Below are 26,339 nucleotides of genomic sequence, written 5' to 3' on the forward strand. Positions count from 1 at the left end.
CTCAATCCATCTCGTACCGAAACGATCGGGGGCGTGCAAGCAGCGGCTCAGCGTTCGTATAGCCGGTCGGCCAGCGGCTCACGCGCCTGCCAGCCGCGCCGTTCGAGTTCGGGGATGTCGGAGGGAGCGAGCGGCGTGCCGATGCACAGCAACGCGACGAAGGACCAGCGTGGCGGCACATCGAGCATCGGGGCCACCGCCTCGGGATCGAGGATCGAGACCCAGCCCAGCCCAAGCCCACGCGCGGTGGCGGCCAGCCAAAGCGTGTGGATCGCGGTGACGGTGGAATAGCGCAGTGTCTCGGCCATCGTCGCGCGGCCGAGGCCATGCCCTGCCGCCGGCTCGTCGTCGCAGAACACCGCCAGCAGTTCGGGCGCCTCGCGCAGACCGTGGAGTTTCAGCGTGCCGTAATGCTCGCGCAGCGCTTCGTCGGCGAGTGCGCCCGCTGCGTCCCGGCTGGCGGCATCGACATGATCGGCGAGCCGCGCGCGCAAGCCATCCGATCGGATACGGACGAAACGCCACGGCTGCGCGTTGCCGACCGATGGCGCCAGCGCCGCCGTGGCGAGGAGGTGGCGCATGTCGGTTTCGGGTATCGGTGTGGTTTGAAAGTGCCGCACATCGCGCCGCCAGCGGAGCAACTCATCGAATCGTGCGAGGAAACCGGCATCGAACGCGGGTTCGGTCATGCGACCTGCCGCTTACGGCGGAGCAGATATGTGTCCATGATCCAGCCATGTTCGGCGCGCAGCGCCGCGCGACGGATCACGATCTCCGGGGCAGTCACCCCGAGCGGACCTGCGGCCAGCGCCTGCTGCGCCATGCCGAGATACGCGCCCCACCAGATCGACACCCCTTCCGGGTCGAGCGTGGTGAAGGCGCACGCCCCGTCCAGCATCACCGCGACGGTGTCCGCACTTTGGGGCCATCCATCGTCGCGCAACCGGCGACCGGTGGTGACGACGACGGGGGCGCCGAGCGTATTGAGCGGGATCGCATGCGCGGCGGTGAGCGCCTGCAGGCTGGCGATACCGGGGGCGATGTGGACGCGCATCGCCATGCCGCCCGTCTGCAATCGCTCCGCGATTCTGAGCGTGCTGTCGTACAGCGACGGATCGCCCCAGACGAGCAGTGCCAGCCGCCCGCCGTGCGGCAGATGCCGGGCGATCTGCGCCGTCCACGTCGCGGCGATCGCATCGTGCCAGTCGCCGACGGCGGCGAGATAGTCGCCGCCGTCGGCGCGAACGGGCAGATCGAATTCGACGACGCGCACCGGCCGGGTCAGCACCGTGGCGCAGAGCGTGCGGCGCAGGTCGATCAGGTCCGATTTGGCGTCGCCCTTGCGCGGGAGCAGGATCAGATCGGCCGCGTTCATCGCCGCTTCGGCCTGACGGGTGAGGTGATCGGGGTTGCCGGTGCCGATGCCGATCAGGTGGAGGTCGATCACGTCTCTTCGTCCATCAATGGGCCATAGAGGATCAGCGCCGGAGCGGTGCCGATCTCCGCGCTCAGGGTTTGCGCCAAAGCGGCGATGGTCGATCGCACGAGGCGCTGGCCCGGATTTCCGACATTCTCCGCCAGCAACGCCGGCGTCTCCGGCGCAAGGCCGTGATCGACCAGCCGCGCCACCAGTTCGGCGAAGGTGCGTTTCGGCATGAACACCACTGTCGTCGCATCGGGATCTGCAAGCGCGGCCATGTTGAGATTGGGCAGGCCGCCGGTCACGTCATGGCCGGTCACGAATTGCACGCGCCGCGCGTTCAGCCGCCGCGTCAGCGGGATCGCTGCCGCTGCGGCCGCCGCCGACGCGGAGGTGACGCCGGGGACGATCTCGAACGCGATGTGCGCGGCACGCAGCGCGAGGATTTCCTCTTCCAGCCGCCCGAAGATCGCGGGATCGCCCGATTTGAGCCGCACCACACGCGCGCCGGCGATGGCATGATCGACCAGCAGCCGGGATACATGCGCCTGCGTTGGAGAGGCTCGCCCGGCGCGCTTGCCGACCGCGACGAGGTCCGCGCCGGGCCGAACATGGCTGAGCAACGGCCCCGACGAGAGATCGTCGAACAGCACGACGTCGGCGGTGTTCAGCCGGTCCACCGCCTTCAGCGTCAGCAGCTCGGGATCGCCCGGCCCCGATCCGACGAAGGAGACGAACCCGCTCATTGCGCAGGCGCGATCAGGTGGAAGAACGTCCCCGACACCCGCCCACGGTACGATCCGGTCTCGGCAATGGCATTCCCGTCGGCATCGGTGACGGACGCGAGCGGCGCATCGGGCTGTTCGAGGATCGTCGAGTAATGAAACTCGTGTCCGCGCAGGCGAGTGCCTTCGCCGACGCCCGCCATCGGCGCGCGCAGAGTCGCGCGGCGATAGCCGAGGTGCATCCGCCGCTGCGCATAGCTGGTGACGAGGCCGAGCAGTCCGGCCATGCGGTGCCGCGTGCCATCGGCATCGATCAGCGCCTCCCCCAGCGCCATATAGCCGCCGCACTCGCCGTGAACGGGGCGGGTTTGCGCATGCCTGGCAAGACCGGCGTGAAAATTCGCCGCTGCGGCGAGCCGCCCGGCATGAAGCTCGGGATAGCCACCCGGCAACCAGACGAGATCGGCGGCCGCATCGGGCGCTTCATCGGCCAGTGGCGAGAAGGGCAGAATCTCGGCGCCGCCACGCCGCCACGCGTCGAGCATGTGCGGATAGGTGAAGGAGAAAGCGGCATCCTGCGCCAGCGCGATGCGTTGCGCGGGTAGCGCAAACCGCCACGGTTCGGCGGTGTCTCGCGGTCTGGCGGCGGCGGCGAGGCGCAGGGCAGCGAGATCGACATGCTCACGCAGGAATGCCGCGTATTCGGCGATACGCGCATCGAGATCGCGATGCTCCGCCGCCTGCACCAGCCCGAGATGCCGTTCGGGCAGCTTGAGATCGAGCCGGCGGGGCAGCGCACCGAACACGCGGATGCCGGCCGCCGCCATGCCGCTTCGCGCGAGCCGTTCGTGGCGCGGACTCGCGACCCGATTGAGGATCACGCCCGCGACCGTCAGATCGGGATCGTATCGCGCGAAGCCGAGAGCCGTTGCGGCGGCGGACTGTGCCTGCCCCGATACGTCGATGACGAGCACCACCGGCCAGCCCATGCGTTTCGCGACATCGGCACTGGCGCCGTTACCGGCCGCGCCGGGCGTGGCGACGCCATCGAACAGCCCCATCGATCCTTCGGCCAGGACGAAATCGGCATCGCTTCCTTGAGCGACGAGGCTGTGCAGCATCGCGTCAGGCATCGCCCAGCTATCGAGATTGAACGATTGCCGCCCGCTCGCCGCGCGGTGGAAGGCGGGATCGATATAGTCGGGACCGCTCTTGAACGGCTGGACGGTCAAACCATCGTCCCGCAACGCGCGCAGCAACCCGAGCATCACGGTGGTCTTGCCGGTGCCGGAGGCCGGCGCGGCGATCATCAATCCTGGCATCAATCCGGGGGTCATTCGCCGGTTCCGGCGAAGCGCGACGTGGCTGATTGCGGCCGGAAGCGGCGGTCATACTCGGGAGCGTACAGGCTGCTCTCGGCGAAATCCGAAGGCGCGAGCACCGGCCCGACGAGGATCAGCGCGGTCCGCTCGGGACCACCCGCCGCCGCCTCCGCGATGGTTGACAAGGTGGCGCGCACGATCCGCTCGTCGGGCCAACTCGCCCGCCAGACGATCGCGACCGGGCAATCGCTTCCGTAAGCCGGGGTCAGATCGGTGACCACGCTATTCAGCGCGTGGATCGACAAATGGATCGCCAGCGTCGCACCGGTTGCGGCGAAGGCGGTGAGGGTCTCCGCCGGCGGCATCGTGCTCGCGCGCCCTGGCGTGCGCGTTAGCACGACCGATTGGGTGAGCCCCGGCAGCGTCAGTTCGGCCTCCAGCGCGGCGGCGGCTGCGGCGAAGGCCGGGACGCCGGGGGTGATGGTGAAAGGGATGCCGAGCGCGCGGAGGCGGCGAAGCTGCTCGCCCATCGCCGACCAGATCGAGAGATCACCCGAATGGAGCCGGGCGATGTCATGCCCCCGCGCGTGCGCAGCGACGATCTCGGCGAGGATCGCGTCGAGCGACAGGGGGGCGGTGTTCACGATCCGCGCGCCCGGCGGGCAGTGATCGAGCAGCGCGGGCGGCACAAGCGACCCGGCATAAAGGCAGACGGGCGATGCCGCGATCCGGTCGCGACCGCGCAGCGTGAGCAGGTCGGGCGCGCCCGGGCCGGCGCCGATGAAATGCACGGTCATGTACGATATCCTTGGGCGATGGCGCAGGTCGCAAGGCGATCCGGCGAGATGTGGCGCGGTGCGATTAGGCGCGCGCCTTCGCCCACAGCCGCGAGCGCGGCGGCTTCGGCGACGCTACCAGTGCCGCGCGCGGCAAGACTGGCGGAGGAGCGGGTGGGCGTCTCGACTGCTTGCAACGCGGTCTGTGGCACCGCGATCAGCTTCAGCTTGAGCGCATCGGCGAGAGGCGCCAGCAGCGCGGCCTTGTCGGCCAGCGCGGCGAGTGTGGTGACGGGCGGATGGCCAGCCTGCGCCAGCGCGAGCGCCGCGCGCAACGATGCCGCGTTCGCTCCGGTGCGGTAACCGAAACCAGCGACGATCACAGCGTTACGCTCCACTGCACGATCGGATAATGCGACCGCCAGCCGCGCCGCGTTCCGATCGGCGCCGCATCGGCGAGCTCTATGCGCAGCAGGTTCCCGCCCCGGTCATTGTGCCAGCGCGCCAGCACCGCTTCGGACTCGAGCGTTACCGCGTTGGCGACCAGCCGGGTGCCGCGTGGCAGGGTCGTACCCAGCCACTCCAGCAGTGCGTCCGACAACCCACCGCCGATGAAAACGGCATTGGGCAATGGCTGGCCCTCAAGCACGGCGGGCACGCGCCCCTCGACCACGCGCAGCCGGTCGACGCCGAGTGCGGCGGCATTGTCGCGCGCACGCTCCGTCCGCGTCGGGTCGGCTTCGAAGGCCAGCGCCTGCGTCGCGGGATGGGCGAGCAGCCATTCGATCGCGACCGACCCTGAGCCGGCGCCGATATCCCACAGCAGCTCGCCCGGGCGGGGTGCCAGCGCGGACAGCGTCAGCGCGCGGACTGGGCGTTTGGTGATCTGACCGTCGTGCGCGAACCAGTCGTCCGCTAGGCCGGATGCGGTGGTCAGCGCCGGGCCGCCACCCGACACCTCAAGCGCGACGGCGACGGGGTGGAGGATATCGGCGAAGTCGCATGATGCGGCGTCTGTCTCGCGAATGCGCTCGCGAGGGCCGCCGAGCGCTTCCAGCACCCAGAGCGCGCTCTCAGCGAACCCGCAATCCACCAGATAGCGCGCCAGCGCTGCGACCGCCGCGCCGTCGCGCACCAGCACGATCGCGCGTACTGACGGAGCCAGATGCCGCCGCAACCGTTCGAATGGCGCGGCATGAAGCCCGAGGCAAACGGTCCCCTCGATCACCCAGCCGAGCCGGGCGGCGGCCAGCGTGAAGGTGGACGGGGCAGGGTGGGCCACCCATTCGTCGGGGGAGAGGTGGCGCGTCACCACCGATCCCGCACCGAACCAGAACGGATCGCCCGACACCAGCATCACCACATGACTGCCGCGCCGCGCGAGCAGCGGTGCGATACCGTCCGCGAACGGGACCGGCCAGGGTGTTGCGGCGGCGGGCAGATCGGGCAAGAGCGCGAGGTGGCGCGCCGCACCCGTCACCCAATCGGCGCGCGCGATCGCGTCATGGCTTGCGGCGGAGAGGCCCGCCGGTCCATCCTCGCCGATCCCGACGATCGTCAGCCACGGATTCCGCTCAGCCATGCCGCACATCCTGATCCTCGGCGGCACCACCGAAGCCAGCGCGCTCGCCGCCGCGCTGGCGGAGCGCGCGCTTGCCGCCACGCTGAGCTATGCGGGCCGGGTCGCGAACCCGAAGCCGCAGCCAGTGCCGGTTCGGATTGGCGGCTTCGGCGGGGTCGAAGGCCTCATAGCCTATCTGCGCGACGCCAATGTCACGCATCTGGTGGATGCCACGCACCCGTTCGCCGCACAGATAAGCGCCAACGCGGTCGCCGCCGCCGCGCAAATCGGCGTCGCGCATCTCGCGCTGACCCGCCCCGCGTGGAACCCGCAGGCGGGTGATCGCTGGCAGCGGGTTCCTGACGTCGCCGGTGCCGTCGCCGCGCTCACCGGCCCGCCGCGGCGGGTGATGCTGGCGCTGGGGCGGATGCATGTCGATGCCTTCACCGCTCAGCCGCAGCACCACTATCTGCTGCGCTTCGTCGATGCGCCGGGGGAAAACATCTCTTTGCCGCACCACCACATCGTCATCGATCGCGGTCCCTTCACCGTGGAAGCCGACACAGCGCTGCTGCGCGCACAGGCGATCGATCTGGTCGTCTGCAAGAATGCCGGCGGACGTGGTGCCGAGGCCAAGCTGACCGCCGCGCGCGTGTTGGGGCTGCCCGTCCTGATGATCGACCGTCCGAACCTGCCCCAGCGAACGGAAGTCCATGACGTCGCCGACGTGCTGCGCTGGATCGATCATGCAGCCGACCGGGGCGTGTAGAGGAAGCGCGTTCCCGCGATCACGCGCGTCTGGCTTGAGCCGATGATGACGACCGTTCGCATGTCCGCCATTTCAGCGCGCGCCTCGGGCAACGGCACCACCCGCAGATGTTCCTCGGGCGTCGAGACCGCGCGGGCGAACAGCACCGGGCGATCGTCCGCGCACACCGCTCGCACAATCGCGAACGCCGCCGTCAACCCATCCGGCCGCGCCTTGGATCGTGGATTGTAGCAGGCAATCGCGAAATCCGCTTCGGCCGCGAGCCGAATGCGCCGGTCGATCACCGCTTGCGGCTTGAGATTGTCCGAAAGGTTGATCGCGCAGAAATCATGGCCGAGTGGTGCCCCGGCACGCGCGGCGGCGGCGAACATCGCCGAGATGCCGGGCAGCACGCGGATATCGAGCGTTCGCCATTCGGGCGGGCCATGCTCGACGGCTTCGAACACCGCCGCAGCCATCGCGAACACGCCCGGATCGCCCGATGACACGACCACGACCCGGCGCCCAGCCACCGCCAGTTCGAGCGCGTGGCGGGCGCGATCTAGCTCGACGCGGTTGTCGGACGGATGCAGCGTCAGCCCCGCGCGGGGCGCCACGCGCGCGACATAGGGAATGTAGCCGATCACATCGGTCGCTTCGGCGAGCGCGGCGGTGACTTCGGGCGTGACCAGCGCCGCGTCGCCGGGGCCGAGGCCGGCGATGGCGAGCCAGCCGGTCACGGCCGCCGCCCCTGGCCGTGGATGAGCAGGATCGAGAAATAGGGCGCGATACTATCCGCATCGGCAAGGCGGGTGACGCGCTGGTCGGGCATCGCGGCATGTTCGACCAGCCACGCGTCCGCCGCGCGGCCGGCTTCGCAAACCGCGCGGCGCAGTTTGTCGAGATGACGACCGATCTTCATCACCACCAAAGCGTCGGTATCGCGGATGCGGCGGATGAGGTCGGCTTCGGGCAAGGTCGCGGTCAGCACGGTCAGCACGTCGTCGCCCCAGGTGATCGGCGTGTCGGTGGCGGTCCAGGCGCCCGACATGCCGGTCATGCCCGGCACAACCTGTACCGGCACGATCCCGGTCAGCCGGCTGTGGAGGTGCATGAACGATCCGTAGAAGAACGGGTCGCCCTCGCACAATACCACCACGTCTTCACCGCCGCGCGCCAGCGTGATCAGGTGGCGGGCGCAATCGGCGTAGAAGCCGCTGAGTTGGGCGTTGTAACGCGGGTCCGAAGTCGCGATCTCGGTGGTGACGGGATATTCCATCGCGAACTCGGTCGCGTCGGTGCGGAGCATGCCATCGACGATCCGCCGTGCCTGCCCGGACCGACCCGCCTTGCGGAAGAAGGCGATATGGCGAGCGCCACGCACCAGCCGGTCGGCGCGCACGCTCATAAGATCCTGCGCGCCGGGGCCGAGGCCGACGCCGTGGATGACGCCGGGCGTCATTCGGCGCGGCTCGCGAGCGCATTGATCGCCGCCACGGTGATCGCGCTGCCGCCCATCCGCCCTTCGACGATCCCGCACGGGACGGGCTGTTCGGCCCACAAAGCTGCCTTGGATTCGACTGCGCCGACGAAACCGACCGGGCAACCGATGATCGCCGCCGGGCGCGGGCACGCCGGGTCTTCGAGCATGTTGAGCAGGTGGAACAAGGCCGTCGGCGCATTGCCGATCGCGACCAAGGCGCCGGCGAGATGCGGGCCCCACAATTCCAGCGCGGCGGCGGAACGCGTGGTGTTCATCGCGCGCGCGAGGTCCGGCGTCTGGGGCGCGTGGAGCGTGCAGATCACCGGGTTGTCGGCGGGGAGGCGCGCACGCGTGATCCCTTCGGTGACCATGCGCGCATCGCACAGGATCGGCGCGCCCTGCTCCAGCGCGGCGCGCGCGGCGGTGGCGAAGCCGGGCGAGAAGCGGATGTGCGCGGCGAGATCGACCAGTCCGGCGGCGTGGATCATCCGTACCGCGACCGGCTCCTCCTCCGCGCTGAAGCGCGACAGGGCCGCCTCGGCGCGGATGGTGGCGAAAGACTGGCGGTAGATCGCCGCGCCATCGGTTTCATAAGCGTGCGGCATCAGGATGTTCCGAAATAGGCGAGGAGTTGGGAGGCGCTCAGCCCGGCTTGCGCGGGTGCGGCGCCGGCGCGGGCATCGAAGGCGAGATCATAGCGTCCGGCCCGCCCGGTCAGGACCACATCGGCGGCGCCCGCGCGGGCGCATCCCTTCGCACATCCCGAAACGTGCAGACGGCCAGCGATCGCCGGCGCGAGGCGTTTCGCGAGATCGCGCGTCTCGACGCTCGCCTGCGGACAGGCGGGCGCGCCGACGCAGGCATCGGTGTGGAGGAGCGTGCTGGTGGCGGGCACGTGCGTGGCACCTTCGAGAAGCACGATCCGCCAAGGCGTCGTGCGGATCGCGTCGGCGCCCGAGGTGCGGAAGGTTCCGGCGTCGATCCGTCCGAACGGCAGACCCTGCGCCACGCCGAAAGGGTGTCGTCCCGGCGCTGGCGTTGCCCTTGGCGGGGCGGGCCGATCAACGCCGTCAGCCCAGCGCGGCAGCGGCGTGCGGTGTCGCGCCATCCGCCCCGTGTCGTGGCCGCCGGTGGCGACGAACCATTCGGCCAATGCGATCAGCGCATCGACCTCTCCGCCGGGTACGAGCGCGGCCCCCATTTCGCGCCCGTCCGCACGCAGGATCAGATCGCCCCAGGCACCGCGCTCGATCCGAAAATCGGCGGGATCGGCGTGCAGCACGCGCGCCGGGCCGGCATCGATCGCGAAACCGACCTTTCCGGGCAGATCGGGAAGCTCGGCGATGCGGCGCTCCAACTCGGTGGCGATCCGGTGGGTATCGTCGCCTTCGCTCCATTCTGGCGCGACGAGAATGGCGCGGCGGGCTTCGCGCTGCGGATCTGGATCGACCAGGCCGAGCGCCACCAGCGCCGCGACCAGCGGCTCCCAGCCATGTTCGCCAACGCCGCGAATTTGCAGGTTGGCGCGGTTGGTCAGGTCGATCTGGTCATTGCCCCACGCGAGCGCGGCATCGCACAACCCCGTCATTTGATCGCGCGTCATCCGTGCAAGCTGCGGGCGCACGCGCACCAGCAGGCCGTCGCCCGCCGCCATCGGTCGCCATGCGGTCGGGCACCAGCCGCGAATCATGCCGTGCCGCCCAGCGCGGCGAGGATCGAGTTGCGCCGTGTCGGCCACAGGCCCGCCGCATGGAGTGCCGCGAACCGCGCTCGCATCGCCGCCAACGCCGCCGGGTTGGCGGCGGCCATGAACGCGCGGACATCCTCGCGCGCCAGCGTCGCATCGTAATAGAGATCGATCGATTCGGGCGTCACCGCACCGGCGAGGTGCGCGAACGCGCCGAGGTGATCGAGCGTGGCGGCAAGCTCCGCCGCGCCGCGAAAGCCGTGGCGCATCATGCCCGCGACCCAACCGGGATGCGCGGCGCGGGCCCGGACCACGCGCGCGATTTCTTCGGTCAGCGGGCGGGCGCGCAGACGATCGGGATTGGTGGCGTCGAGATGGTACAGGGTGGCGCTGCCGCCGGTTACGGCCTGAGCGGCCGCGAACCCCGCTTCGTGCGCGGCATAGTCGGCGGCGAGAAGCAGGTCGGTTTCGGGCAGATCCTGCACATGGAGGAACGTGTCGGCCGCGGCGATACGCTCGCGCAGACCGGCCGGATCCGCGTGATCGGTCGCGCTGTCGAGCGCATGCGATGAAGCGGCGAGCCACGCTTCGCCCGCGCTGTGGCGCGCTTCGGGTGTGTAGATGTCGGCGGTGTCGCCCATGCCGACACCATAGCGGCCCGGTGCGGGGCCATAGACACGCGGAGCGGGCGCCATGCCGACGAACGGGTTGCGATCCGCTGGCTCGTCGCGGGCGGCAATCGCGCGGACCGCCTGACCGAACATCGCGCATAACGTCGGGAAAGCATCGCGGAACAGTCCCGAGACGCGCAACGTCACGTCGATGCGAGGTCGGTCCAGCATCGCGAGCGGCAGGATCTCGACCCCGGTCACGCGGTCCGATCCCATATCCCACACCGGTTCGGCGCCGAGCAGATGCAGCGCCATCGCGAACTCTTCGCCTGCGGTTCGCATCGTCGCCGATCCCCACAGGTCGACGACCAACGCCTTGGGATAGTCGCCCTGATCCTGCAGATGGCGGCGGACCAGTTCGTCGGCGAGGCGCATGCCCTGCATATGCGCCGATCGCGACGGCACCGCGCGCGGATCGGTGGTGTAGAGGTTGCGCCCGGTGGGCAGCACGTCGCGCCGCCCGCGCCACGGCGACCCCGACGGACCCGGCGGCACCCGCCGTCCGTCGAGCGCGGCGCGCAGCCCGGCGCGTTCCGCAGCACCCTGATCGCCGCGCCCGAACACATGAAGGCCGTTGCCGAATTGGCTGTCCTTCACATCGCAGACGAACGTGTCGATCCGCGTGATCGCCTCCGCGTCTGAGCGGGCCGTGTCGAGGCCGAGCGCGCTTTCCAGCCCGAGCGACCGCGCCTCATCGCGGATGTCGCCGCGCAGGCGCGCGCGGCGCGGTGGATCGAGCCCGTCCGCGCCGGAAAACTCGTCGAGCAATGCTTCCAGCCGACCTAGCCCGGCGCCGTTGCCGGTGCGCTCCAGCGGCGGGGGCACGTGGCCGATCGTGACCGCGCCGATGCGGCGCTTGGCTTGCGCGGCCTCACCGGGATCGTTGACGATGAACGGGTAGATGACCGGCATCGCTCCGGTCAGCGCCTCGGGCCAGCAGTCACCCGACAGCGCGACGGCCTTGCCGGGCAGCCATTCGAGCGTGCCGTGCGCGCCGACATGGACCACGGCATCGGTGCCACGCGTGCGCAACCACAGATAAAAGGCGACATAGGCGTGGCGCGGGCAGCGCGAGAGATCGTGATAGTCCTCCGTCCGCGCGGCCGGGCTGCCGCGTTCGGGCTGAAGCGCGACGATGCTGTTGCCGGCTTCGATTGCGGTGAACCGGAATACGTTGCCCAGGACAGCCGGATCATCCCCGGGCGCACCCCATGTGGAAGCCAGATCGGCCTGCAACGCCGCCGGCAAGCGCGCGAGTGCCGTGCGATAGTCGGCGATCGGCCATTCCAGCCACTGCGATCCAAGCGCTTCGGGCAGGTCGGTGACGGGCAAGACCGCATAGCCCGCCTCCGCCAGATCGTGCAGCATCGCCTCGGCCGAGGCGAACGCGTCCAGCCCGACGGCGTGTGCCATCTGGTGTGCCTTGCCGGGATAGGTCGACAGGATGATGGCGAGGCGGCGCTCGGCGGCGGGCTTTGCCGCGAGCGTGATCCAGCCGTGGACGCGCGCCGCGATAGCGTCGATCCGCGCCGGATCGGCACGATGTTCGCGGCGCGCATATTGCAGGTCGGGGTCGCGCGTCGCGTCGCCTTTGAAACTCGCCACGCCCGCGAAGAGGCGGCCGTCGACCTCGGGTAGCACCACGTGCATCGCCAGATCGGCGGGGGAGAGGCCGCGCGGTGCATCGACCCACGCGGCGCGATCCGAGGTGGCGAGCGCGATCTGGAACACGGGCACGCCCGCGCCGTCGAGTGGCGTCGTGCCGCTCTCGTCGCGCGCGGAAAAGGCGGTGGCGTTGACGATCGCGGCCGGCGCCAGTGCCGTCACCCAGCGCCGCAGCCAGCCACTTGCCTCGGCGTCCTTCAACGATGGCGCGAACACCGCGAGCACATCATACCCGCGTGCGACGAATGCCATGCGAAGCGCGATGATGGGATCGAGGTCGGCCGCGGTCAGGTACGATCGGTAGAAGACGATCAGGACGCGCGACCGCAGCGCCGTTATCGCGAACGCAGCGGGGCAGGCGACGCCCTGATCCGGCGACCAGCCGCCAACCGCAGCGATGGCCCGCGCACCGCGTGCGGGTTTGACGTACAGACCCGCCGCCAGCGCGAACTGGGCGAGCGCGGTCCGCGCCGCCGCCGCGCCGCCGATATCGCAAAGCTGCGCGAGCCGACGCAGCGTGGAGACCGGCATCGTCGATGCGGCGTCGAGCCTTGTGTCCGGTCGCCCGTCCGCTGGAATGACCGCCAGGGCGATGCCGCGCTGGCGCGCCAGCATCTCCACCTGTTGCAAGCCATAGGGCCAATAGGCCGTGCCGCCGATCAGGCGGATCAATATGCCCTTGGCGGCCCCGAGCGTGCGTTCGACATAGGTATCGACCGACAAAGGGTGCGTCAGTTCGGCGAGGTTGGCGAGCCGCAGGCTTGGCGCCTCGCCATCACCAACCTCCGCCATTATCGCGCGCCACCCCGCCGCGAACGCGCCGAGGTCGCTGTCCGAGAACGACAGCACCACGAGATCGGCGGCATCCTGCCCCAGATCGCGTGGCGTGGCGCTCTCTTCCAGCCCATGCGTTTCGCGGAAGATGACGTGCATCGGGGGATCAGACCGTCAGCACGGCCCGGATCGCTGCCGGATCGAGCCGGTCGCGCTCTGCGATCACGACCAGGCGGGTGCGGCGCGGCTCATCCGCGTGCCAGGGGCGGTCGTAATGCGTGCGTACCCGCGCGCCGACCGCCTGCACCAGCAGCCGCATCGGCTTGCCCGCGACGGCGGCGTAGCCCTTCACGCGCAACACGTCGCCACCCCGTCCCAGCGCTTCGATGCGATCCGCCAGATCGGCCGGCGCGGCGATCTCGCCGAAATCCACGACGATGCTGTCGAAATCATCATGCTCGTGCTCGTCCTCGCCGTCATGGTGCGAGGGTCGTGCGGCGATATCGTCCTCCGCCGCCGCGCCGATGCCGAGCACGACGCGTGGATCGATCACGCCGTCGATCAGTTCGACCACCGGCAGCGGCTTGCGCGTCTCGGCGGCGATCACCGCGCGCGCGGCGGCGACGCCGTCGGGGCCGGCCAGATCGCACTTGGTCAGCAGCACCATATCGGCGCAGGCGAGCTGATCCTCGAACACTTCGGACAATGGCGTTTCGTGATCGATGCTCGGATCGGCGGCCCGTTGCGCGTCGAGCGCGGTCACGTCCGGCGCGAACCGCCCCGCCGCGACCGCCTCGGCATCCGCCAGCGCGATCACGCCATCGACGGTGATGCGTGATCGGATCGCCGGCCAGTCGAACGCCTTCAGCAGCGGCTTGGGCAGCGCGAGGCCCGACGTTTCGATCAGGATATGGTCGGGCCGGGGATCGAGCGCGAGCAGCGTTTGCACGGTGGGGATGAAATCGTCGGCGACGGTGCAGCAGATGCAGCCATTGGCGAGTTCGACGATATTCTCGGCCGGGCAATCGGGGATCGCGCAGCCCTTCAGGATATCGCCATCGACGCCCAGGGTACCGAACTCGTTGACGACCACCGCCAGCCGACGCCCGCCGGATTCGCGGATCAAATGGCTGATGAGCGTCGTCTTGCCGGCGCCCAAAAAGCCGGTGACGATGGTGACGGGCACCTTTGACAGATCGGACATGCTCTTCTCCGCGGCGCAAGCAACGACCGGCGGGGACCGAAATATCGGTCGGCGCGCGACGACGGACGGGCGCCGAAAGCCGCCCGTGCCACGCACCGATGCAGCCCCAGCCGCACAGGCTCGTCGCTCAGACGGAGAACCGTGCCGCGACCATCCCCTGGACCGAAGCAAGAGCGACCATATCGCCGGCAGGTCTCCTGGCTTGCGGGTCAACGCTGCGGCATCGCCTTCCCAGAGGACACATCCGCAGATGCGTCGATCCAGTGGCTGCTCCCGAAAGAGCCTGATGCCGTCGCTCACCGCTCACAGTTGCAGGGACAGCCGCGGATTTGGGGAGAACCCCGCACCGCATTCCCATTGAAGCCCCTCGCGGGGCACCGGCGCGATCATCGAGACCCGACATGGGCCTCGGCGTTGCATCTAACGCAAGCGTTACGGCTTGCCAATTCTCGATTTCCGCCCGGTCCGGCTCATGCCCCGTCGAGCAGGACCAGCGCGACGCCTTGGCGGGCGAGGCGCATGTCGAGCGTCGCCGTGCCGGCCTTGCCGCGCGCGATGCTTACCGTCTCCGGGTGCATTCGCGATGCGGCTTCCAGCGCGGCGTATTGTCCGGTGTCGGGTGACTGTGGCGAACCCATTGCCCGCCACGCCGCAAAGGCGTTGGCGTGGGTGGGATCGACACGCCATACCGTCGCTTTGACAGGTGCGCTTCGCAAGCCGTTCAGGGCGATGTGGATCTGCGCGTCGGGGCCGGCGAGATCGTCGTCGTGATAATGCCACACCAGCACGGCGAGTCTGCCGTCCGCGGTGCGCGTGGCGAGCGTGCCGACATCGGGGGTGCCGCGCACGCCGTCCTCCATTACGCTTTCGAGCGGGATTTGGGCGCTGCTGGTGCTCGCCAGCCGTGTCTCGCCGAGCTTGGCGAACAGGCGGAAGACGTTGAGCACGGGCAGATCGACGCCATTTGTGGCAAGCTGGCGATATCCCGCGAACCACGGCTGGCCCTCGAATTCGAACGACCAGGAGACGATGCCGGCGAGGTTGACCTTGCGCTTGGCGGCCAGCTCCCAGATCCGCGCGAAGCTGGCGGCGGTGTAGCTCGAGTACATCGTGCCGTTGCGATAGGCGTTCTCGGGTCCGGGGCATGCGGCGCAGCCTTCGGGATCACTCTCGCCGATCACGACGGGCTTGGCGGCAAGCGCCGGAATCGACAGCACCTTGGTGAAACCGCCGTCCGCTGCCATCAAGTGCGTAGCGATGCCCATGCGGACATGGCCATCGACGATGCTCGGCTTGCCCTTGGCGTGGAACGAGAGGAAGTCGGTCGGGGTGCCGATCTGTCCGGTTGCGTAGTTCTTGCCGGTGGTGACGTGCTTGAGGAAGCCGTCCATGAAGGTGCCGCCCGCGCCCGCGACGTCGGGCCCGCCGACGCGCGCGGTCGGCAGCGCGCGGCGCACCCCGGCGATCGCATAATCGTGCATCTTGTAGAAATCTTCCGGCGTGCCGCGCCAATAGAAGTCGAGATTGGGTTCGTTCCACACCTCGAAGAACCAGCGCTCGACTTCGGCGCGGCCGTAGCGTTCGACGTTGTGGCGAGTCCATTGATAGGCCAACTCACCCCATTTCGCGTAATCCTTAGGCGGGTAGCTCCAGCCGGTCGCGATTTTCCCGTAATCGACGCCGGGCTTCCAGGCGTGTCGGTAGGGTACGCCCGCCGGCGCGCTCGACAGCGCCTCGGGCATGAAACCGATCTGGAGATAAGGGTGGATGCCTTGTGCGCGGTAGCTGTCGATGATGCCATCGACGATCGTCCAGTCGTAGACCGGCTTGCCGGCCTTGTCGTCGGTGTAGACGTTGGTGCTGCCCCATTTGAACGATGGTGTGCCGTCACCGCTGGTCAGCAGATTGTGCGCGCGGAAATAGACATCGCCCGATTTCAGCGCGCCGAGTTCGACCAGCAGTTTGCGGCCGTCCTTCATCGTCGCGTAGTTCGGCTCGTCGGCACCGAAGAACCGCCACGTCGGCGGCAATGCGCCGATGCTGCGGCTGGCGTCGATCGTGACGGAGACCTGGCGCGATGTGCCGTCCTGCGCGAGCGCGGGGAAGGAGACACCTGCCAGTGCCAAGGTCGTCGCGATCGTTTTCCAGATCGTCATGATTCATCCTCTCCCGTCGCGCCGCGATGCCGGCTGCGAAGCCGTGTGTTTAGAGCAGGATGGCACCGACACAAACCCGGATAGCCGCATCGGTCGCGCGTCTGGGTGCAGAGACCAACATAAAAGGCCGCCCCTTTCAGGACGGCCTTTCCATTGTCAGCCACTTCTGGCTTGCTCCTTAGAGCTGGACAGCCCCGCGGGCGGGAGTCGCGCTCGGCAGGTTCGCCATCAGCGGCGTGAAACAATGAGACATTCGACCACCTCCTTTCCGTTGTTGAACAGTCTTGGGAATATGGGGCAAGTCGCTGTGACTTCAAGAGAAGTGCGGAATTATCCGAACGGATTCGCCCTGATGAAATCGACAAACGCGCGCAGCGGCGTCGGCAGATAGCGGCGGCCCGAATAATAGAGGATCGGGCCGGAAAACGGCTCGCACCAATCGTCGAGCACCGTCTCCAGAGCGCCAGTGGCGATATGCGGTTTGAGCCAGTCCTCGAACAGATGGATGATGCCCAGTCCGGCGACGGCGGTTTCAACAAGCAGGTCGCAGGCGAGGCCGGGTTGCGCCAGCAGCGGACCGGCCGGATCGACGCGCACGATCTCGCCGGCCTTTTCGAACTCCCAGAGCGCTGTCGCACCGCCCGAGAAGCGCCCGCGCATACAGGCGTGATCGAGCAGATCCTGCGGATGCTCCGGCCGGCCGTGCGCGGCGAGATAGGCGGGCGCGGCGGCGGTGATGAGGCGTTGGGTGCGCGGGCCGATCGGGACCGCGATCATGTCCTGTTCCAGCCGCTCCTCGTAGCGGATGCCGGCGTCGGCGTCCGAAGCGAGGATATCCACGAACCCGTCCTCGACCGTCACTTCCATGCGAATATCGGGATAGGCCTTGAGGAATGCCGGCACGATTCCCGGCAGCACGGTACGCGCGACATTGGCGGGAACGTTGAGCCGCAGTGTACCCGCTGGCCGATCCTTGAAGGTGTTCACCACATCGAGCGCTGCGCGTACTTCGGCGAGCGCCGGCGAGAGACGTTCGAACAGCCGGGCACCAGCTTCGGTCGGCGCGATGCTGCGCGTGGTGCGATGGAGCAGCCGCACGCCGAGCCGTGCTTCGAGCCGCCGCACCGCTTCGCTGAGGCCGGAGGCGGAGCCACCCGACGTTCGCGCGGCATCGCGGAAGCCGCCGGCGCGAACGATCGCTACGAACGTGGAAAGATCGTCGAGTTCCGCCGCCATTGTTCGAGTTTCCGTACAGGCCGTGCCAATTGGATCGGCTTATCGTATGGTCCAGCAAAGTCCATATCTGCGGTGTCAACGAGGAGATATGTGATGATCGATCTTGCCAAATCCGGAACGTTCCGCCTGGGGGACCGCACCGTCAACCGCATGGGTTACGGAGCGATGCAACTCGCCGGCCCGGGCGTGTTCGGCCAGCCGAAGGACCGCAACGCGGCGATTGCGGTGCTGCGTGCGGCTGTCGAGGCGGGTGTCGACCATATCGATACCAGCGATTTCTACGGCCCGCATGTCACCAATCAGATCATCCGCGAGGCGTTGCACCCCTATCGCGACGACCTGACGATCGTGACCAAGGTCGGCGCGGCTCGCGGCGACGACGCTTCGTGGCTGCCGGCGCAAAGCCCGGCCGAACTGACGCAGGCGGTGCATGACAATCTGCGCAACCTCGGTCTTGAGGTTCTCGACGTGGTCAATCTGCGGCTGATGGGGTCGGTGCATGGCCCGCTCGAAGGTCCGATCGAACTGCAATTCTCGACGTTGGCGGGCTTGCGCGAGCAGGGGCTGATCCGCCACCTCGGCCTTAGCAACGCGACCGCCGCTCAAGTCGCCGAAGCGAAGCGGATCGCCCCCGTGGTGTGCGTGCAGAACCAGTATAATCTCGTTCATCGCGAAGACGATGCGCTGGTCGATACGCTTGCGGCCGAGGGCATTGCCTATGTGCCGTTCTTCCCGCTCGGCGGCTTCGCGCCGATCCAGTCGGATACGCTCGCGGCATTGGCCGTGCGGCTTGGAGCGACGCCGATGCAGATCGCGCTCGCCTGGTTGCTCGCGCGTGCGCCGAACGTGCTGCTGATCCCCGGCACGTCGAGCGTTTCACATCTGAGCGAAAACCTCGCGGCGGCAGATCTCCATCTGTCCGAAGCGGTGGTGGCCGAACTCGACAGCTTGGCGACGGTCGCCGCCTGATCGTCCGTGCGCGGGGGCGTCGAAGCCTCCGTTACTGCTGATTTTCAGTGCCGAGATCCTGGGGGCCGTGTTTTGCAGAATCGGGTGCGGGCTGGCCCTGCTGCTGATTCTTCAAAGACGTGTAGTGCGATACGTTCAGTCCGATGAAGACCACGACGATCAGCACGGCGACGATGGCCACGACTATCATCGCGGCCTTTCCGGCTTTGCGGGGCGGTGGCTGGTCGGTCACGCGTGTTTTCCTGTTGTTGTCGGTAAGGAATGCCCCGAAGTCCGCGATGTTCCGCGCGACTTACAGCATCTGGACGATCAGCCACAGGTTTGCGGCGACGATCACCGCGAACACACCCCAGGCGACGGTGCGCACCACCGCGCCGCTCGCGTGTACGCCCATGATGGTCTTGTTGCTGGTGAAGCGGATCAGCGGATAGATCGCGAACGGCAATTGCAGCGACAGCACCACCTGAGTCAGCACCAGCAGCTTGCCGACCGCGTGGTCACCCAGCCACAGCACGCCCGCGAGCGCCGGCATCAGCGCCAGCCCACGTGTGATGATGCGGCGTTGCCAGCACGGGATCTTCAGATCGAGGAAGCCTTCGAGGATCACCTGACCCGCGATCGTGCCGGTGAAGGTGGCGCTCTGCCCCGAGGCGAACAAGGCGATGCCGAACAGGATCGCCGCCGCCGCCGCGCCGGTGAGCGGCGTGAGTAGGTGGTACGCCTCCTCGATCTCGGCGACGTGGGCATAGCCGCTCTCGTGGAAGGTCGCTGCCGCAAGCGTCAGGATCGCGCCGTTGACCAACGTCGCGAGCAGCAGCGAGATGACGATGTCGATCGTGGCGAAGCGCAGCGATTCCTTGAGCGCGGCTTCACCGGGTTCGCTCACGCGCGTCTGGACGATCGAGGAGTGCAAGTACAGGTTGTGCGGCATCACGGTCGCGCCGAGGATGCCGACCGCGAGATAGATCGCCTGCGGATCGGCGAACACCGCGAGCTTGGGCACCGCGCCGTGCAGGATGCCCGACAGGCTTGGCCCGGCGATGACGAGTTGCACCGCGAAGCACACCGCGATCGTCGTCACCAGCCCCAAGATGATCGCCTCGACCTGACGGAAGCCGTTGCCCTTCAGCCCGAGTACGACGATCGTATCCAGCCCGGTCAGCAACACGCCGAGCCAGAGCGGCACGCCGAGCAGCAGGTTGAAGGCGAGGGCGCTGCCGAGCACCTCCGCCACATCAGTTGCGACGATTGCCAGTTCGGCGAGCAACCACAGCCCGAGCGTGGCACCGCGCGAGTAGCGCTCGCGCGCCATCCGCGCGAGATCATGCCCGGCGACTAGCCCGAGCCGCATTGCCAGCGACTGCAGCAGGATCGCGGCGAGACTGGTGAGCAGTACGACGAAGAGCAGATCGTAGCCGAAACGCGCCCCCGCCGCGATGTCGGTCGCCCAGTTGCCTGGGTCCATATAGCCGACCGCGACGAGCAGCCCCGGTCCGGTCGCGCGCAGCAGCTTGCGCCACAGCGGCAACCCGGCGGGAATGGCGACCGCGCCGCGGGTCTCGGATGGGCAGAAGGGCGCGGTCGCAGTGTCGGGCAGTTTGTAGGACATGCGGTTCCCGTAGCAAGCGCTGCGCTGCACGACCATTGATCTGGCCTAATGAGACTGATCGGATGAAACGATCAGCGAGGCGGCCTATTTCCGTGCGGGCGGGCCCGCGAACGTCACCACGCTTTCCGCCCCGTCCGTGCCGAGCGCGCCGACGCCGAAGAAAGTGTCATCCACGATGACGTTCTTCAGGACATGCGTTGTCTCGGCGGCGGGTATGTCGAGCGCCTGTTGCCAATCCTGCGCATCGGTGCGGCGCCAGTGGAGGCGATAGCCGGTCGCGCCCGTGACGGGTTGCCAGGCGACGGCGGTGTCGTCACTGCCGCCGCCGGTGATCGTCACGTCCGCCGGTGCGGCCGGGGCGGCGGCGAGGCGGCGGATCGTCGCGACGTTGATCGCCGTCACCTTGGCGAGATAGGCGAAGTCCATTCTGTCGACCGTGTCGCCATAGGAAACGCCTTTGTCGGTGCGGAGATCCTGATGCTGCTGGTTCCAATTTTCCGCGCCGACGGTGAAGCGGATCGCGGGATAGCCGAGCTTGAGGAAAGGTTCGTGATCCCCGCCGCGTCCGAGCCGGTCGGGGCGGCGATCGACGAACACTTCGAGTCCGCCGGGCAGGGTGCCGGCGATGCCGCGCACCGCCTTGGCGAGGCTACGCGAGGGCGAATCGTCCTCGCCGCCGTTCCCGCGCCGGGCGAGTTGCGCGGGGAGATCGTCGGCGGCGCGCAAGCCTTCGGAGAACACCCGCACCCGATCAGCCACCAGCACGCCATTCTGGCCAACCGTGTTGCCAACGATATCGTTGTTGAGCATCGCGGTGACCGTCCAGTCCTTCGCCTTCGCCGTTTCGGCGAGCAACTGGCCGCCCCACAACCCTTGCTCCTCCCCCGAGAAGATCGCGTAGACGATCGTCGCGCGGAATTTCTCCTTCGAGAGAATCCGCGCCGCCTCCATAACGAGCGCGACGCCCGAGCCGTCGTCGTTCGCACCGGGCGCATCGGCGGTCGCGTTCATCACGTCGGTGACGCGGCTGTCGATATGTGCGCCGACAATGATGACGCGCTTGGGTTCGATGCCCTGCTGAAAGCCGAGCACATCGACGATCTCGACCCCCTGCGGCGCGCGCGGCCCCGTGAAGGTGCGCGCGATATTGGCGACGGTGATGCAGCCGCCGCACGCATCGGCAAGGTGAGTCAGTTCCGCACCCGCCCAGCGCCGGGCTGCACCAATGCCGCGCGCGGGATCGTCCGGCGCGGAAAGCGTGTGGCGAGTGCCGAAGCTCACCAGTTTCTCAACGGTCGCCTTCAGGCGCGCGGGATCGGGCGCCTCGGCGGCCGCGGGCGAGGCGAACAGCATCGTGACCAAAAGGAGCGGGGGGAGGGGGATGCGCATACGCCGATCGTGGCGCGATTGCCGGCAACCTTCAACCGCCAAGCGCAATGCGACGCGTACTTTGGCAAATACGAAGAAGCCCGGCCGCTTGCGCGGCCGGGCCATGATCGTAAGCGGATATGCTTAGAAGGTCGAAGTCGGCGTCCGATACGCCGCACGATCCCGCGCGATCTCATCGGCGGTGTAGGCTTCGGCGTCGGGGTTGAACTGCGTCCAGCCCGACTGACGATATGCTTCGCCCCGGCGATCGGCCGTGACCGAGCGGTTTCCGTCGAGAATCGCTTCGACCGACGCGACTTCGGCATCATCGACGCGCGCGCTGACCAAGGTGCCGCCGCGACGAACGCCCTCGGAATAGACGTTCGCTTCCTCGTCGCTGTGGCCTGCATTCTTGAGTGCTCCGACGATTCCGCCGGTTGCCGCACCGCCAGCCGCGCCGATACCGGCGCCGACGGCCGTGGCCGCGAGCCACCCCGCCGCGACGATCGGGCCAAGACCCGGAATCGCCAGCAGCCCGAGCCCGGCGAGCAACCCGCCGGCACCGCCGAGTGCCGCACCGGTCGACACGCCACGGGTGACGTCGCCGTGGTCGTTGACGCCGTCATGATCGTCGGCAGCGTGGTCGCCGTGGGTGTTGTTAGCGACAACGCTGATGTCGTCGCGCGGAATGCCTGCGGATTCAAGCTGAGTTACCGCTGTTTTGGCGTCGGCATAGTCATCGAACAGGCGCGTGATGGTCTTCGACATGATTATTCTCCTGGGAAACGCGGGATCAATGAACGGTGACATTGCCCTTGTAGTCGAGCGCGACGCGAACCATCCGCTTGCCGCGCATCGCCTTGCCCTGCCAGACGCCATTGCGGTTCTTGGCGAGACCGCTCACCCGGCTGTATCCCGCCTTCATGATCCGGCCGCGTGCCTGGCTCTCGGTGAAGGAGTTGCGGCCCCGCGCGGCCACTGTCGTGGTCCGCGCGTGCGGATCCTTGATCGCCGGGTTATGGAAATATCCCCCGCTCTGCGCATAGGCCGAGGCCGAAAGGATGGTTGCAGCCAATGCCGCAATCAGTTTGATTTTCACCGTTTTACTCTCCTCATCAGAAACGCTCAACGCGCGCCGAATCGAGAAAGGCCCGGAATTTATTTCTCTATATTCATAGGTGTAGGCGCCGAATGAAGGATCAAATCGGCGGCAGGGTCGTTGCGCGCGTCGGCTTTACGAGAACGCTTTCGCAGCGCGGCTTCGTCGCCCTATGTAAGGCGAGCGACCGATTTGAAGCGCTCGACTGCGCGTTGCTCGCGGTTTCTGTCGACGGTCTCTACTCACATCTTGGCTGGATTCGCGCGATCCGCGACGGGTTCGGCGTCACGGTGAGCTTTCCGATCATCGAAGATTCCTCGCTGATCATCGGACGGGCTTATGGTATGATGTCCGATCGCTCGCGTGATTCAGCGACGATGCGATCGACCTATTCCGTCGATCCCGACGGAATCATCCGCGCGATGATTTGTTATCCGGCGACGATCGGGCGCTCGGTCGATGAAATGTTGAGGGTGCATCGTCGACGCAGATCATGTCGTAACCCCGGAAGGCTGGCGTCCCGGCGACGCGGTCCTGCTGCCGCCGCACCAGGATCAGGCATCGCTACTCGCCGAAGCTTGTGATCCGCTGGTTTCATCCCAGCACATCACGGTCGCAGAGCGGATAGAGCGATGATCGACACGCTCCCCGATCCAAACCTCAAAGCCGTCGCCGAGGTGTTGCGCACGCTAGGCCACGATACTCGCCTCCGGCTGACCGCCACCCCTGCTTGCTCAGGGCGAGACGTCGGTCGGCGAGATCGAAGTTCGCGAAGACCCTCCAGGCTGGCAGTGTTCGATGCAGGGCGATCATGGTCTGCGGACGTGCTGACCGAACGGGATTTGGTGGCGCGGAACTGAGGCAGTCGGTGCGGCGGGTTGAGTCACACTTCGTAGATGGCTTCGTCCGGGGGCCACTCGTTCGCGTCTAACGGACGTGAAGCTCACTTTCGTGCAGCAAGGCGCGCGCCGCGCGTATGTCCGGATAGTGTTCATCGCCTTCGATGCGCGCGAGTGCGGGCATCAGGATGTGCGCCGCCTCGTCCGGCGGCATCAGGTGGGCCAGCGATGTCGCGGCCCGCAAGGCCCAGAGCCCGGCGCCCTGCGCCTCCGCGATCGCGAGCGCCCGCTGGAACTGCGCTCGACCAGCCGACGCATCGCCGGATCGCAGCCTGTTCTCGCCGTCGGCCCGCAGGATCTCCGCGGTCGCCCAGTGCGGGGCGCAGGCTTCAGTCCGCGCGGTCGCTTCCGTGTCGCACAGTGCCGCGCAGCAGGTGATGAAGACTTCCTTGTCATGCGGCAGGGGCGGGCGCATCCGATCCGGCGCGAGCGGCTGTAGCGGCTTTCCCATGCGCAGACCGGCGATCCGCGAAAACCACGCGGCGAGTTCAACCATGTAGGTGAAGCGGTTTTCGTCCGCCGCACGGCCGAGCAGATCGGCATAGTGCCACGCCAGTTCGTCGTCGCCCAGCCACAGCGCGACCGGACAGGCCGCGCTGCTCAACAGATAGCAGAACGAACTTGGATTGCGCAGCCGACGGGCATCGATCACCGTTTCCATGATCGTCGCCCGGGCGCTTTCCAGCCGGCCCTGCACCGCCAGCGTGACACTGTGGTTGCCCCGCAATATCGTCGCATGATCGTACCGAAGCACCGCGCCATAGGCGGTGCGGTCGCTGCTGCTGGCGACCAACTCGGCGCCGATCGCCGCCGATTCTTCCATGCGCCCCACGCGGAAAGTCATCCCAGCGATCACCCGTTGGGCGAAATGCTGCAGGTCGCGATCAACATCCGTGCTTTCAGGCACCAGCATCTGCTGCGCGAGCGTGAGCGACGCTGGATGATCGCCCATGATTCCCCGCTGACCGGACAGCATCCACAGCGCGGTCGCCCGGGCCACGGGATCGCCGATCTTCTTGGCGATGCGCAGCACCTGCGTCGCCGCGCGCACGAACCGTTCGCTCGGCCGGTCGGCGTTGAACAACAGCACGCACAGGCCGATTTGCAGCTGGATTTCCTCGGCCCCGCCCCGCTGGCCAAGCGCGTCCAGCGTGGCGATCGCCTGCTCCAGCCAGCGATGATATACGGCGAATTGCGACATGCCGAGCCAAAGCGGCGCAGAGGCAAGGATGAGGCGGACGCCCAGCCGCTTGTCCCCGGCCTCGCCCAGCGACCACACCAGCGCCGCGCGCACGTCGTCGATCGCGTTGCCGTACCGCTCCCACCAGGTGGCGCGGTCCATCCGCAGCCAATCGGCCTGGGCGCGATCCAGCAACGTCCCGACCCATTCGGCATGCCGGCGCGCCGCGATTCCAGCCTGACCGGAGCCATCCAGCTTGCATCGGGCATAGGCCTTGGTCGTCTCCAGCAGGCGATAGGCGACGCCGTGTTGCGATGGCTCGATGAAGAGCAGCGACTTGGCCGCCAGTTGCAGGACGGCCTTCGCCGCGTGCGCATCCTCCGCCGCATCCGGCGCGGCGACTTGTACGGCAGCGGCAAGATCGAAGGTGGAGCGAAACAGGCTGAGGCGGCCGAACACCAGGCGCTCGTCGGGCGTGAGCAGTTCGAAGCTCCAGTCCAGCATCGCTTCGAGCGTCTCGTGACGCGCGAGCGTGCGGCGGCCAAAAGCGAGGAGCGACAGACGCCCGGCCAGTCCGCTGGACAGCCCCTCCAGCCCCACCATCGGCATCGCCGCTGCCGCCAGTTCGAGCGCGAGCGGCAGCCCGTCAAGCGAGCGGCACACCGCCGCGACCTGCCGGGCATTCTCCTCGGCGAGCCGGAACCCGCCAGCGGCTGCCGCTGCACGCTCCACGAACAGCGCGACCGACGGGTTGCTGGCGATCGTCTCCACCGCATCCGCCGCAGCGGGCACGGGCACGGGCACGGGCAGGGGCTGGAGATGCACCTGCACTTCGCCGGGCACCCGCAGCGGTTCACGGCTGGTCGCCAGCAGCGTCACGCGCGGGCAGGATTGAAGCAGCACCTCTGCGGCCCTGGCTGCGGTGTCGATCAGATGCTCGCAATTGTCGATGAGCAGCACGAGTTCGGCCGCGCGCAGGCGTTCCACCAGCACGGAGGGCATCGTATCCTGGCCCATCGGGCTTTGGAGCGCCGCAGCGGTGGCGGTGGCCACGTGCGCAAGGGACGTGCAGTTCGTCAGATCGACAACGCAGACGGCGGTTCGGGCACGAAGCTGCGTTAGCGCAGCCAGCGCGACACTCGTCTTGCCGATGCCGCCCGAACCGACGATCGTGACGAGCCGATGCCGCGCGATGCTTTCCACCACCTCGGCGACGCAGGTCTCGCGGCCGATCAAGTGGTGAATCGGCACCGGGAGCGGAAGCGGGCGGATGTCCGGCGACATCGGCGCCTCGGCCGCGTCCTCGCCTTCAGCCTCGATGGTCACGTCGGCACTGAGCCGATAGCCTCGGCCCGGCACGTTAACGATCTCGGCGTCGTCCTCCGCCCCGGCGCGAAGCGCGCGGCGGATCGCGGTGATGTGAACGCGCAAATTGTTGTCCTGCACGAAAATGTTCGGCCAGACGCGATCGGCGATTTCCTGCACCGAAACGATCTCCCCGGCCCGTTCGGCAAGGAGTGCGAGGATCGCGAGCGCCCGCGACCCCAGGCCGACGCGGACGCCGCCACTCAGCAAATGCCCCCGTTCAGGGCGAAGCTCGAACGATCCGAACCGGATACGCCGATCGTTCATGATCGTCTGTCGTCTGGCCGACCCACTTACGTCCCCCCGCAGACACGTTAGCGCTACCCTTATGCGCGAATTAGCGGAGTTTGGCACCTGTTTAGTCGGGGCCTTCGGGCGGTTCCTCTATGCGGGCCGGGCAGGGACGGGACCAATCTTTGCTC

Annotated in this window: 24 protein-coding genes, 1 pseudogene and 1 riboswitch; of the genes and pseudogenes, 4 read left to right on the top strand and 21 right to left on the bottom strand. The window is 67.9% G+C overall.

Features of this window, described 5'->3' with window-relative positions:
* Positions 1-47: 47 nt before the first annotated feature.
* From bluB to J0A91_RS15125, 7 genes are read right to left on the bottom strand one after another with little or no spacing between them, the layout of a single operon-like run.
* A complete protein-coding gene (bluB, locus tag J0A91_RS15095; RefSeq protein ID WP_069205596.1) occupies positions 48-689 on the bottom strand; it encodes a 5,6-dimethylbenzimidazole synthase in 642 nt (213 codons plus the stop codon).
* On the bottom strand, positions 686-1,447 hold the full coding sequence (gene cobF / locus J0A91_RS15100) for a precorrin-6A synthase (deacetylating) (RefSeq protein WP_069205597.1): 762 nt from the start codon (positions 1,445-1,447) through the stop codon (positions 686-688). Before cobF ends, bluB begins: the two co-directional genes overlap by 4 nt.
* Positions 1,444-2,166: a uroporphyrinogen-III C-methyltransferase gene (gene cobA, locus J0A91_RS15105; RefSeq protein ID WP_069205598.1), complete on the bottom strand. Its 723-nt coding sequence runs from the start codon at positions 2,164-2,166 to the stop codon at positions 1,444-1,446. The genes cobF and cobA overlap by 4 nt, the downstream gene beginning before the upstream one ends.
* On the bottom strand, positions 2,163-3,482 hold the full coding sequence (locus J0A91_RS15110; protein WP_069205599.1) for a cobyrinic acid a,c-diamide synthase CobB: 1,320 nt from the start codon (positions 3,480-3,482) through the stop codon (positions 2,163-2,165). The genes cobA and J0A91_RS15110 overlap by 4 nt, the downstream gene beginning before the upstream one ends.
* Positions 3,479-4,264 carry a precorrin-4 C(11)-methyltransferase gene (cobM, locus tag J0A91_RS15115; protein WP_069205600.1) on the bottom strand — a complete coding sequence of 262 codons (786 nt, stop codon included), beginning with the start codon at positions 4,262-4,264 and terminating at the stop codon, positions 3,479-3,481. The genes J0A91_RS15110 and cobM overlap by 4 nt, the downstream gene beginning before the upstream one ends.
* Positions 4,261-4,626 carry a cobalamin biosynthesis protein gene (locus J0A91_RS15120; protein ID WP_069205601.1) on the bottom strand — a complete coding sequence of 122 codons (366 nt, stop codon included), beginning with the start codon at positions 4,624-4,626 and terminating at the stop codon, positions 4,261-4,263. Before J0A91_RS15120 ends, cobM begins: the two co-directional genes overlap by 4 nt.
* Positions 4,623-5,825 (bottom strand): bifunctional cobalt-precorrin-7 (C(5))-methyltransferase/cobalt-precorrin-6B (C(15))-methyltransferase, encoded by a 1,203-nt coding sequence (locus J0A91_RS15125; RefSeq protein WP_069205602.1) that lies wholly within the window; start codon positions 5,823-5,825, stop codon positions 4,623-4,625. Before J0A91_RS15125 ends, J0A91_RS15120 begins: the two co-directional genes overlap by 4 nt.
* On the opposite strand from J0A91_RS15125, the gene J0A91_RS15130 reads away from it, so the two are divergent.
* On the top strand, positions 5,824-6,573 hold the full coding sequence (locus tag J0A91_RS15130) for a cobalt-precorrin-6A reductase (protein ID WP_069205603.1): 750 nt from the start codon (positions 5,824-5,826) through the stop codon (positions 6,571-6,573). The two genes, J0A91_RS15125 and J0A91_RS15130, sit on opposite strands and share 2 nt — an antisense overlap.
* Here J0A91_RS15130 and cobJ read toward each other — a convergent pair.
* From cobJ to J0A91_RS15170, 8 genes are all read right to left on the bottom strand, one after another.
* A complete protein-coding gene (cobJ, locus tag J0A91_RS15135; RefSeq protein ID WP_069205604.1) occupies positions 6,549-7,292 on the bottom strand; it encodes a precorrin-3B C(17)-methyltransferase in 744 nt (247 codons plus the stop codon). The genes J0A91_RS15130 and cobJ overlap by 25 nt on opposite strands.
* Positions 7,289-8,014: a precorrin-2 C(20)-methyltransferase gene (gene cobI / locus J0A91_RS15140; protein ID WP_069205605.1), complete on the bottom strand. Its 726-nt coding sequence runs from the start codon at positions 8,012-8,014 to the stop codon at positions 7,289-7,291. The genes cobJ and cobI overlap by 4 nt, the downstream gene beginning before the upstream one ends.
* A complete protein-coding gene (locus tag J0A91_RS15145; RefSeq protein ID WP_069205606.1) occupies positions 8,011-8,640 on the bottom strand; it encodes a precorrin-8X methylmutase in 630 nt (209 codons plus the stop codon). The genes cobI and J0A91_RS15145 overlap by 4 nt, the downstream gene beginning before the upstream one ends.
* Positions 8,640-9,725 (bottom strand): cobalamin biosynthesis protein CobG, encoded by a 1,086-nt coding sequence (locus J0A91_RS15150; RefSeq protein ID WP_069207374.1) that lies wholly within the window; start codon positions 9,723-9,725, stop codon positions 8,640-8,642. Before J0A91_RS15150 ends, J0A91_RS15145 begins: the two co-directional genes overlap by 1 nt.
* A complete protein-coding gene (gene cobN, locus J0A91_RS15155; RefSeq protein WP_069205607.1) occupies positions 9,722-12,991 on the bottom strand; it encodes a cobaltochelatase subunit CobN in 3,270 nt (1,089 codons plus the stop codon). Before cobN ends, J0A91_RS15150 begins: the two co-directional genes overlap by 4 nt.
* Positions 12,992-12,998: 7 nt before the next feature.
* Positions 12,999-14,036 (bottom strand): cobalamin biosynthesis protein CobW, encoded by a 1,038-nt coding sequence (cobW, locus tag J0A91_RS15160; RefSeq protein WP_069205608.1) that lies wholly within the window; start codon positions 14,034-14,036, stop codon positions 12,999-13,001.
* A 170-nt stretch (positions 14,037-14,206) separates the two neighbouring features.
* Positions 14,207-14,433: riboswitch (cobalamin riboswitch) on the bottom strand.
* A gap of 73 nt (positions 14,434-14,506) precedes the next feature.
* Positions 14,507-16,192: a GH39 family glycosyl hydrolase gene (locus tag J0A91_RS15165; protein ID WP_069205609.1), complete on the bottom strand. Its 1,686-nt coding sequence runs from the start codon at positions 16,190-16,192 to the stop codon at positions 14,507-14,509.
* Positions 16,193-16,522: 330 nt separating this feature from the next.
* Positions 16,523-17,428 (bottom strand): LysR family transcriptional regulator, encoded by a 906-nt coding sequence (locus tag J0A91_RS15170; RefSeq protein WP_069205610.1) that lies wholly within the window; start codon positions 17,426-17,428, stop codon positions 16,523-16,525.
* Between the two features lie 93 nt (positions 17,429-17,521).
* Here J0A91_RS15170 and J0A91_RS15175 point away from each other — a divergent pair, with 93 nt between their 5' ends.
* Positions 17,522-18,397, top strand: coding sequence for an aldo/keto reductase family oxidoreductase (locus J0A91_RS15175; RefSeq protein WP_069205611.1), 876 nt, complete (start codon positions 17,522-17,524; stop codon positions 18,395-18,397).
* A gap of 31 nt (positions 18,398-18,428) precedes the next feature.
* Here J0A91_RS15175 and J0A91_RS15180 read toward each other — a convergent pair whose 3' ends face one another.
* The 5 genes from J0A91_RS15180 to J0A91_RS15200 all read right to left on the bottom strand — a co-directional run bounded on the left by J0A91_RS15180 (position 18,429) and on the right by J0A91_RS15200 (position 22,473).
* Positions 18,429-18,629, bottom strand: coding sequence for a hypothetical protein (locus J0A91_RS15180; protein WP_069205612.1), 201 nt, complete (start codon positions 18,627-18,629; stop codon positions 18,429-18,431).
* Positions 18,630-18,689: 60 nt separating this feature from the next.
* Positions 18,690-20,006, bottom strand: coding sequence for an Nramp family divalent metal transporter (locus J0A91_RS15185; protein ID WP_069207375.1), 1,317 nt, complete (start codon positions 20,004-20,006; stop codon positions 18,690-18,692).
* Between the two features lie 84 nt (positions 20,007-20,090).
* Positions 20,091-21,395 carry a M28 family metallopeptidase gene (locus J0A91_RS15190; protein WP_069207376.1) on the bottom strand — a complete coding sequence of 435 codons (1,305 nt, stop codon included), beginning with the start codon at positions 21,393-21,395 and terminating at the stop codon, positions 20,091-20,093.
* Positions 21,396-21,518: 123 nt separating this feature from the next.
* A complete protein-coding gene (locus J0A91_RS15195; protein WP_069205613.1) occupies positions 21,519-22,142 on the bottom strand; it encodes a general stress protein in 624 nt (207 codons plus the stop codon).
* A gap of 25 nt (positions 22,143-22,167) precedes the next feature.
* Positions 22,168-22,473: a hypothetical protein gene (locus J0A91_RS15200; RefSeq protein WP_083224692.1), complete on the bottom strand. Its 306-nt coding sequence runs from the start codon at positions 22,471-22,473 to the stop codon at positions 22,168-22,170.
* Between the two features lie 92 nt (positions 22,474-22,565).
* Here J0A91_RS15200 and J0A91_RS24855 point away from each other — a divergent pair.
* Both J0A91_RS24855 and J0A91_RS24860 read left to right on the top strand, forming a co-directional pair.
* Positions 22,566-22,835, top strand: a pseudogene (locus J0A91_RS24855) (redoxin domain-containing protein); the annotation flags it as partial.
* Positions 22,836-22,950: 115 nt separating this feature from the next.
* Positions 22,951-23,109, top strand: coding sequence for a hypothetical protein (locus tag J0A91_RS24860; protein ID WP_240502295.1), 159 nt, complete (start codon positions 22,951-22,953; stop codon positions 23,107-23,109).
* Positions 23,110-23,400: 291 nt separating this feature from the next.
* Here J0A91_RS24860 and J0A91_RS15210 read toward each other — a convergent pair whose 3' ends face one another.
* Positions 23,401-26,184: an ATP-binding protein gene (locus J0A91_RS15210; protein ID WP_069205615.1), complete on the bottom strand. Its 2,784-nt coding sequence runs from the start codon at positions 26,182-26,184 to the stop codon at positions 23,401-23,403.
* Between the last annotated feature and the right edge of the window lie 155 nt (positions 26,185-26,339).

The organism is Sphingomonas panacis (genome assembly GCF_001717955.1).
Lineage (GTDB): Bacteria > Pseudomonadota > Alphaproteobacteria > Sphingomonadales > Sphingomonadaceae > Sphingomonas > Sphingomonas panacis.

Coding starts and splice junctions, on each gene's coding strand:
- J0A91_RS15110 (WP_069205599.1), bottom strand. CDS start 3,482: ATGACCCCCGGATTGATGCCAGGATTGATGATCGCCGCGCCGGCCTCC.
- J0A91_RS15170 (WP_069205610.1), bottom strand. CDS start 17,428: ATGGCGGCGGAACTCGACGATCTTTCCACGTTCGTAGCGATCGTTCGC.
- cobM (WP_069205600.1), bottom strand. CDS start 4,264: ATGACCGTGCATTTCATCGGCGCCGGCCCGGGCGCGCCCGACCTGCTC.
- J0A91_RS15175 (WP_069205611.1), top strand. CDS start 17,522: ATGATCGATCTTGCCAAATCCGGAACGTTCCGCCTGGGGGACCGCACC.
- J0A91_RS15150 (WP_069207374.1), bottom strand. CDS start 9,725: ATGATTCGCGGCTGGTGCCCGACCGCATGGCGACCGATGGCGGCGGGC.
- bluB (WP_069205596.1), bottom strand. CDS start 689: ATGACCGAACCCGCGTTCGATGCCGGTTTCCTCGCACGATTCGATGAG.
- cobN (WP_069205607.1), bottom strand. CDS start 12,991: ATGCACGTCATCTTCCGCGAAACGCATGGGCTGGAAGAGAGCGCCACG.
- J0A91_RS15130 (WP_069205603.1), top strand. CDS start 5,824: ATGCCGCACATCCTGATCCTCGGCGGCACCACCGAAGCCAGCGCGCTC.
- cobA (WP_069205598.1), bottom strand. CDS start 2,166: ATGAGCGGGTTCGTCTCCTTCGTCGGATCGGGGCCGGGCGATCCCGAG.
- cobW (WP_069205608.1), bottom strand. CDS start 14,036: ATGTCCGATCTGTCAAAGGTGCCCGTCACCATCGTCACCGGCTTTTTG.
- J0A91_RS15145 (WP_069205606.1), bottom strand. CDS start 8,640: ATGCCGCACGCTTATGAAACCGATGGCGCGGCGATCTACCGCCAGTCT.
- J0A91_RS15165 (WP_069205609.1), bottom strand. CDS start 16,192: ATGACGATCTGGAAAACGATCGCGACGACCTTGGCACTGGCAGGTGTC.
- J0A91_RS15125 (WP_069205602.1), bottom strand. CDS start 5,825: ATGGCTGAGCGGAATCCGTGGCTGACGATCGTCGGGATCGGCGAGGAT.
- J0A91_RS15190 (WP_069207376.1), bottom strand. CDS start 21,395: ATGCGCATCCCCCTCCCCCCGCTCCTTTTGGTCACGATGCTGTTCGCC.
- cobI (WP_069205605.1), bottom strand. CDS start 8,014: ATGACGCCCGGCGTCATCCACGGCGTCGGCCTCGGCCCCGGCGCGCAG.
- J0A91_RS15185 (WP_069207375.1), bottom strand. CDS start 20,006: ATGTCCTACAAACTGCCCGACACTGCGACCGCGCCCTTCTGCCCATCC.
- J0A91_RS15210 (WP_069205615.1), bottom strand. CDS start 26,184: ATGAACGATCGGCGTATCCGGTTCGGATCGTTCGAGCTTCGCCCTGAA.
- J0A91_RS15195 (WP_069205613.1), bottom strand. CDS start 22,142: ATGTCGAAGACCATCACGCGCCTGTTCGATGACTATGCCGACGCCAAA.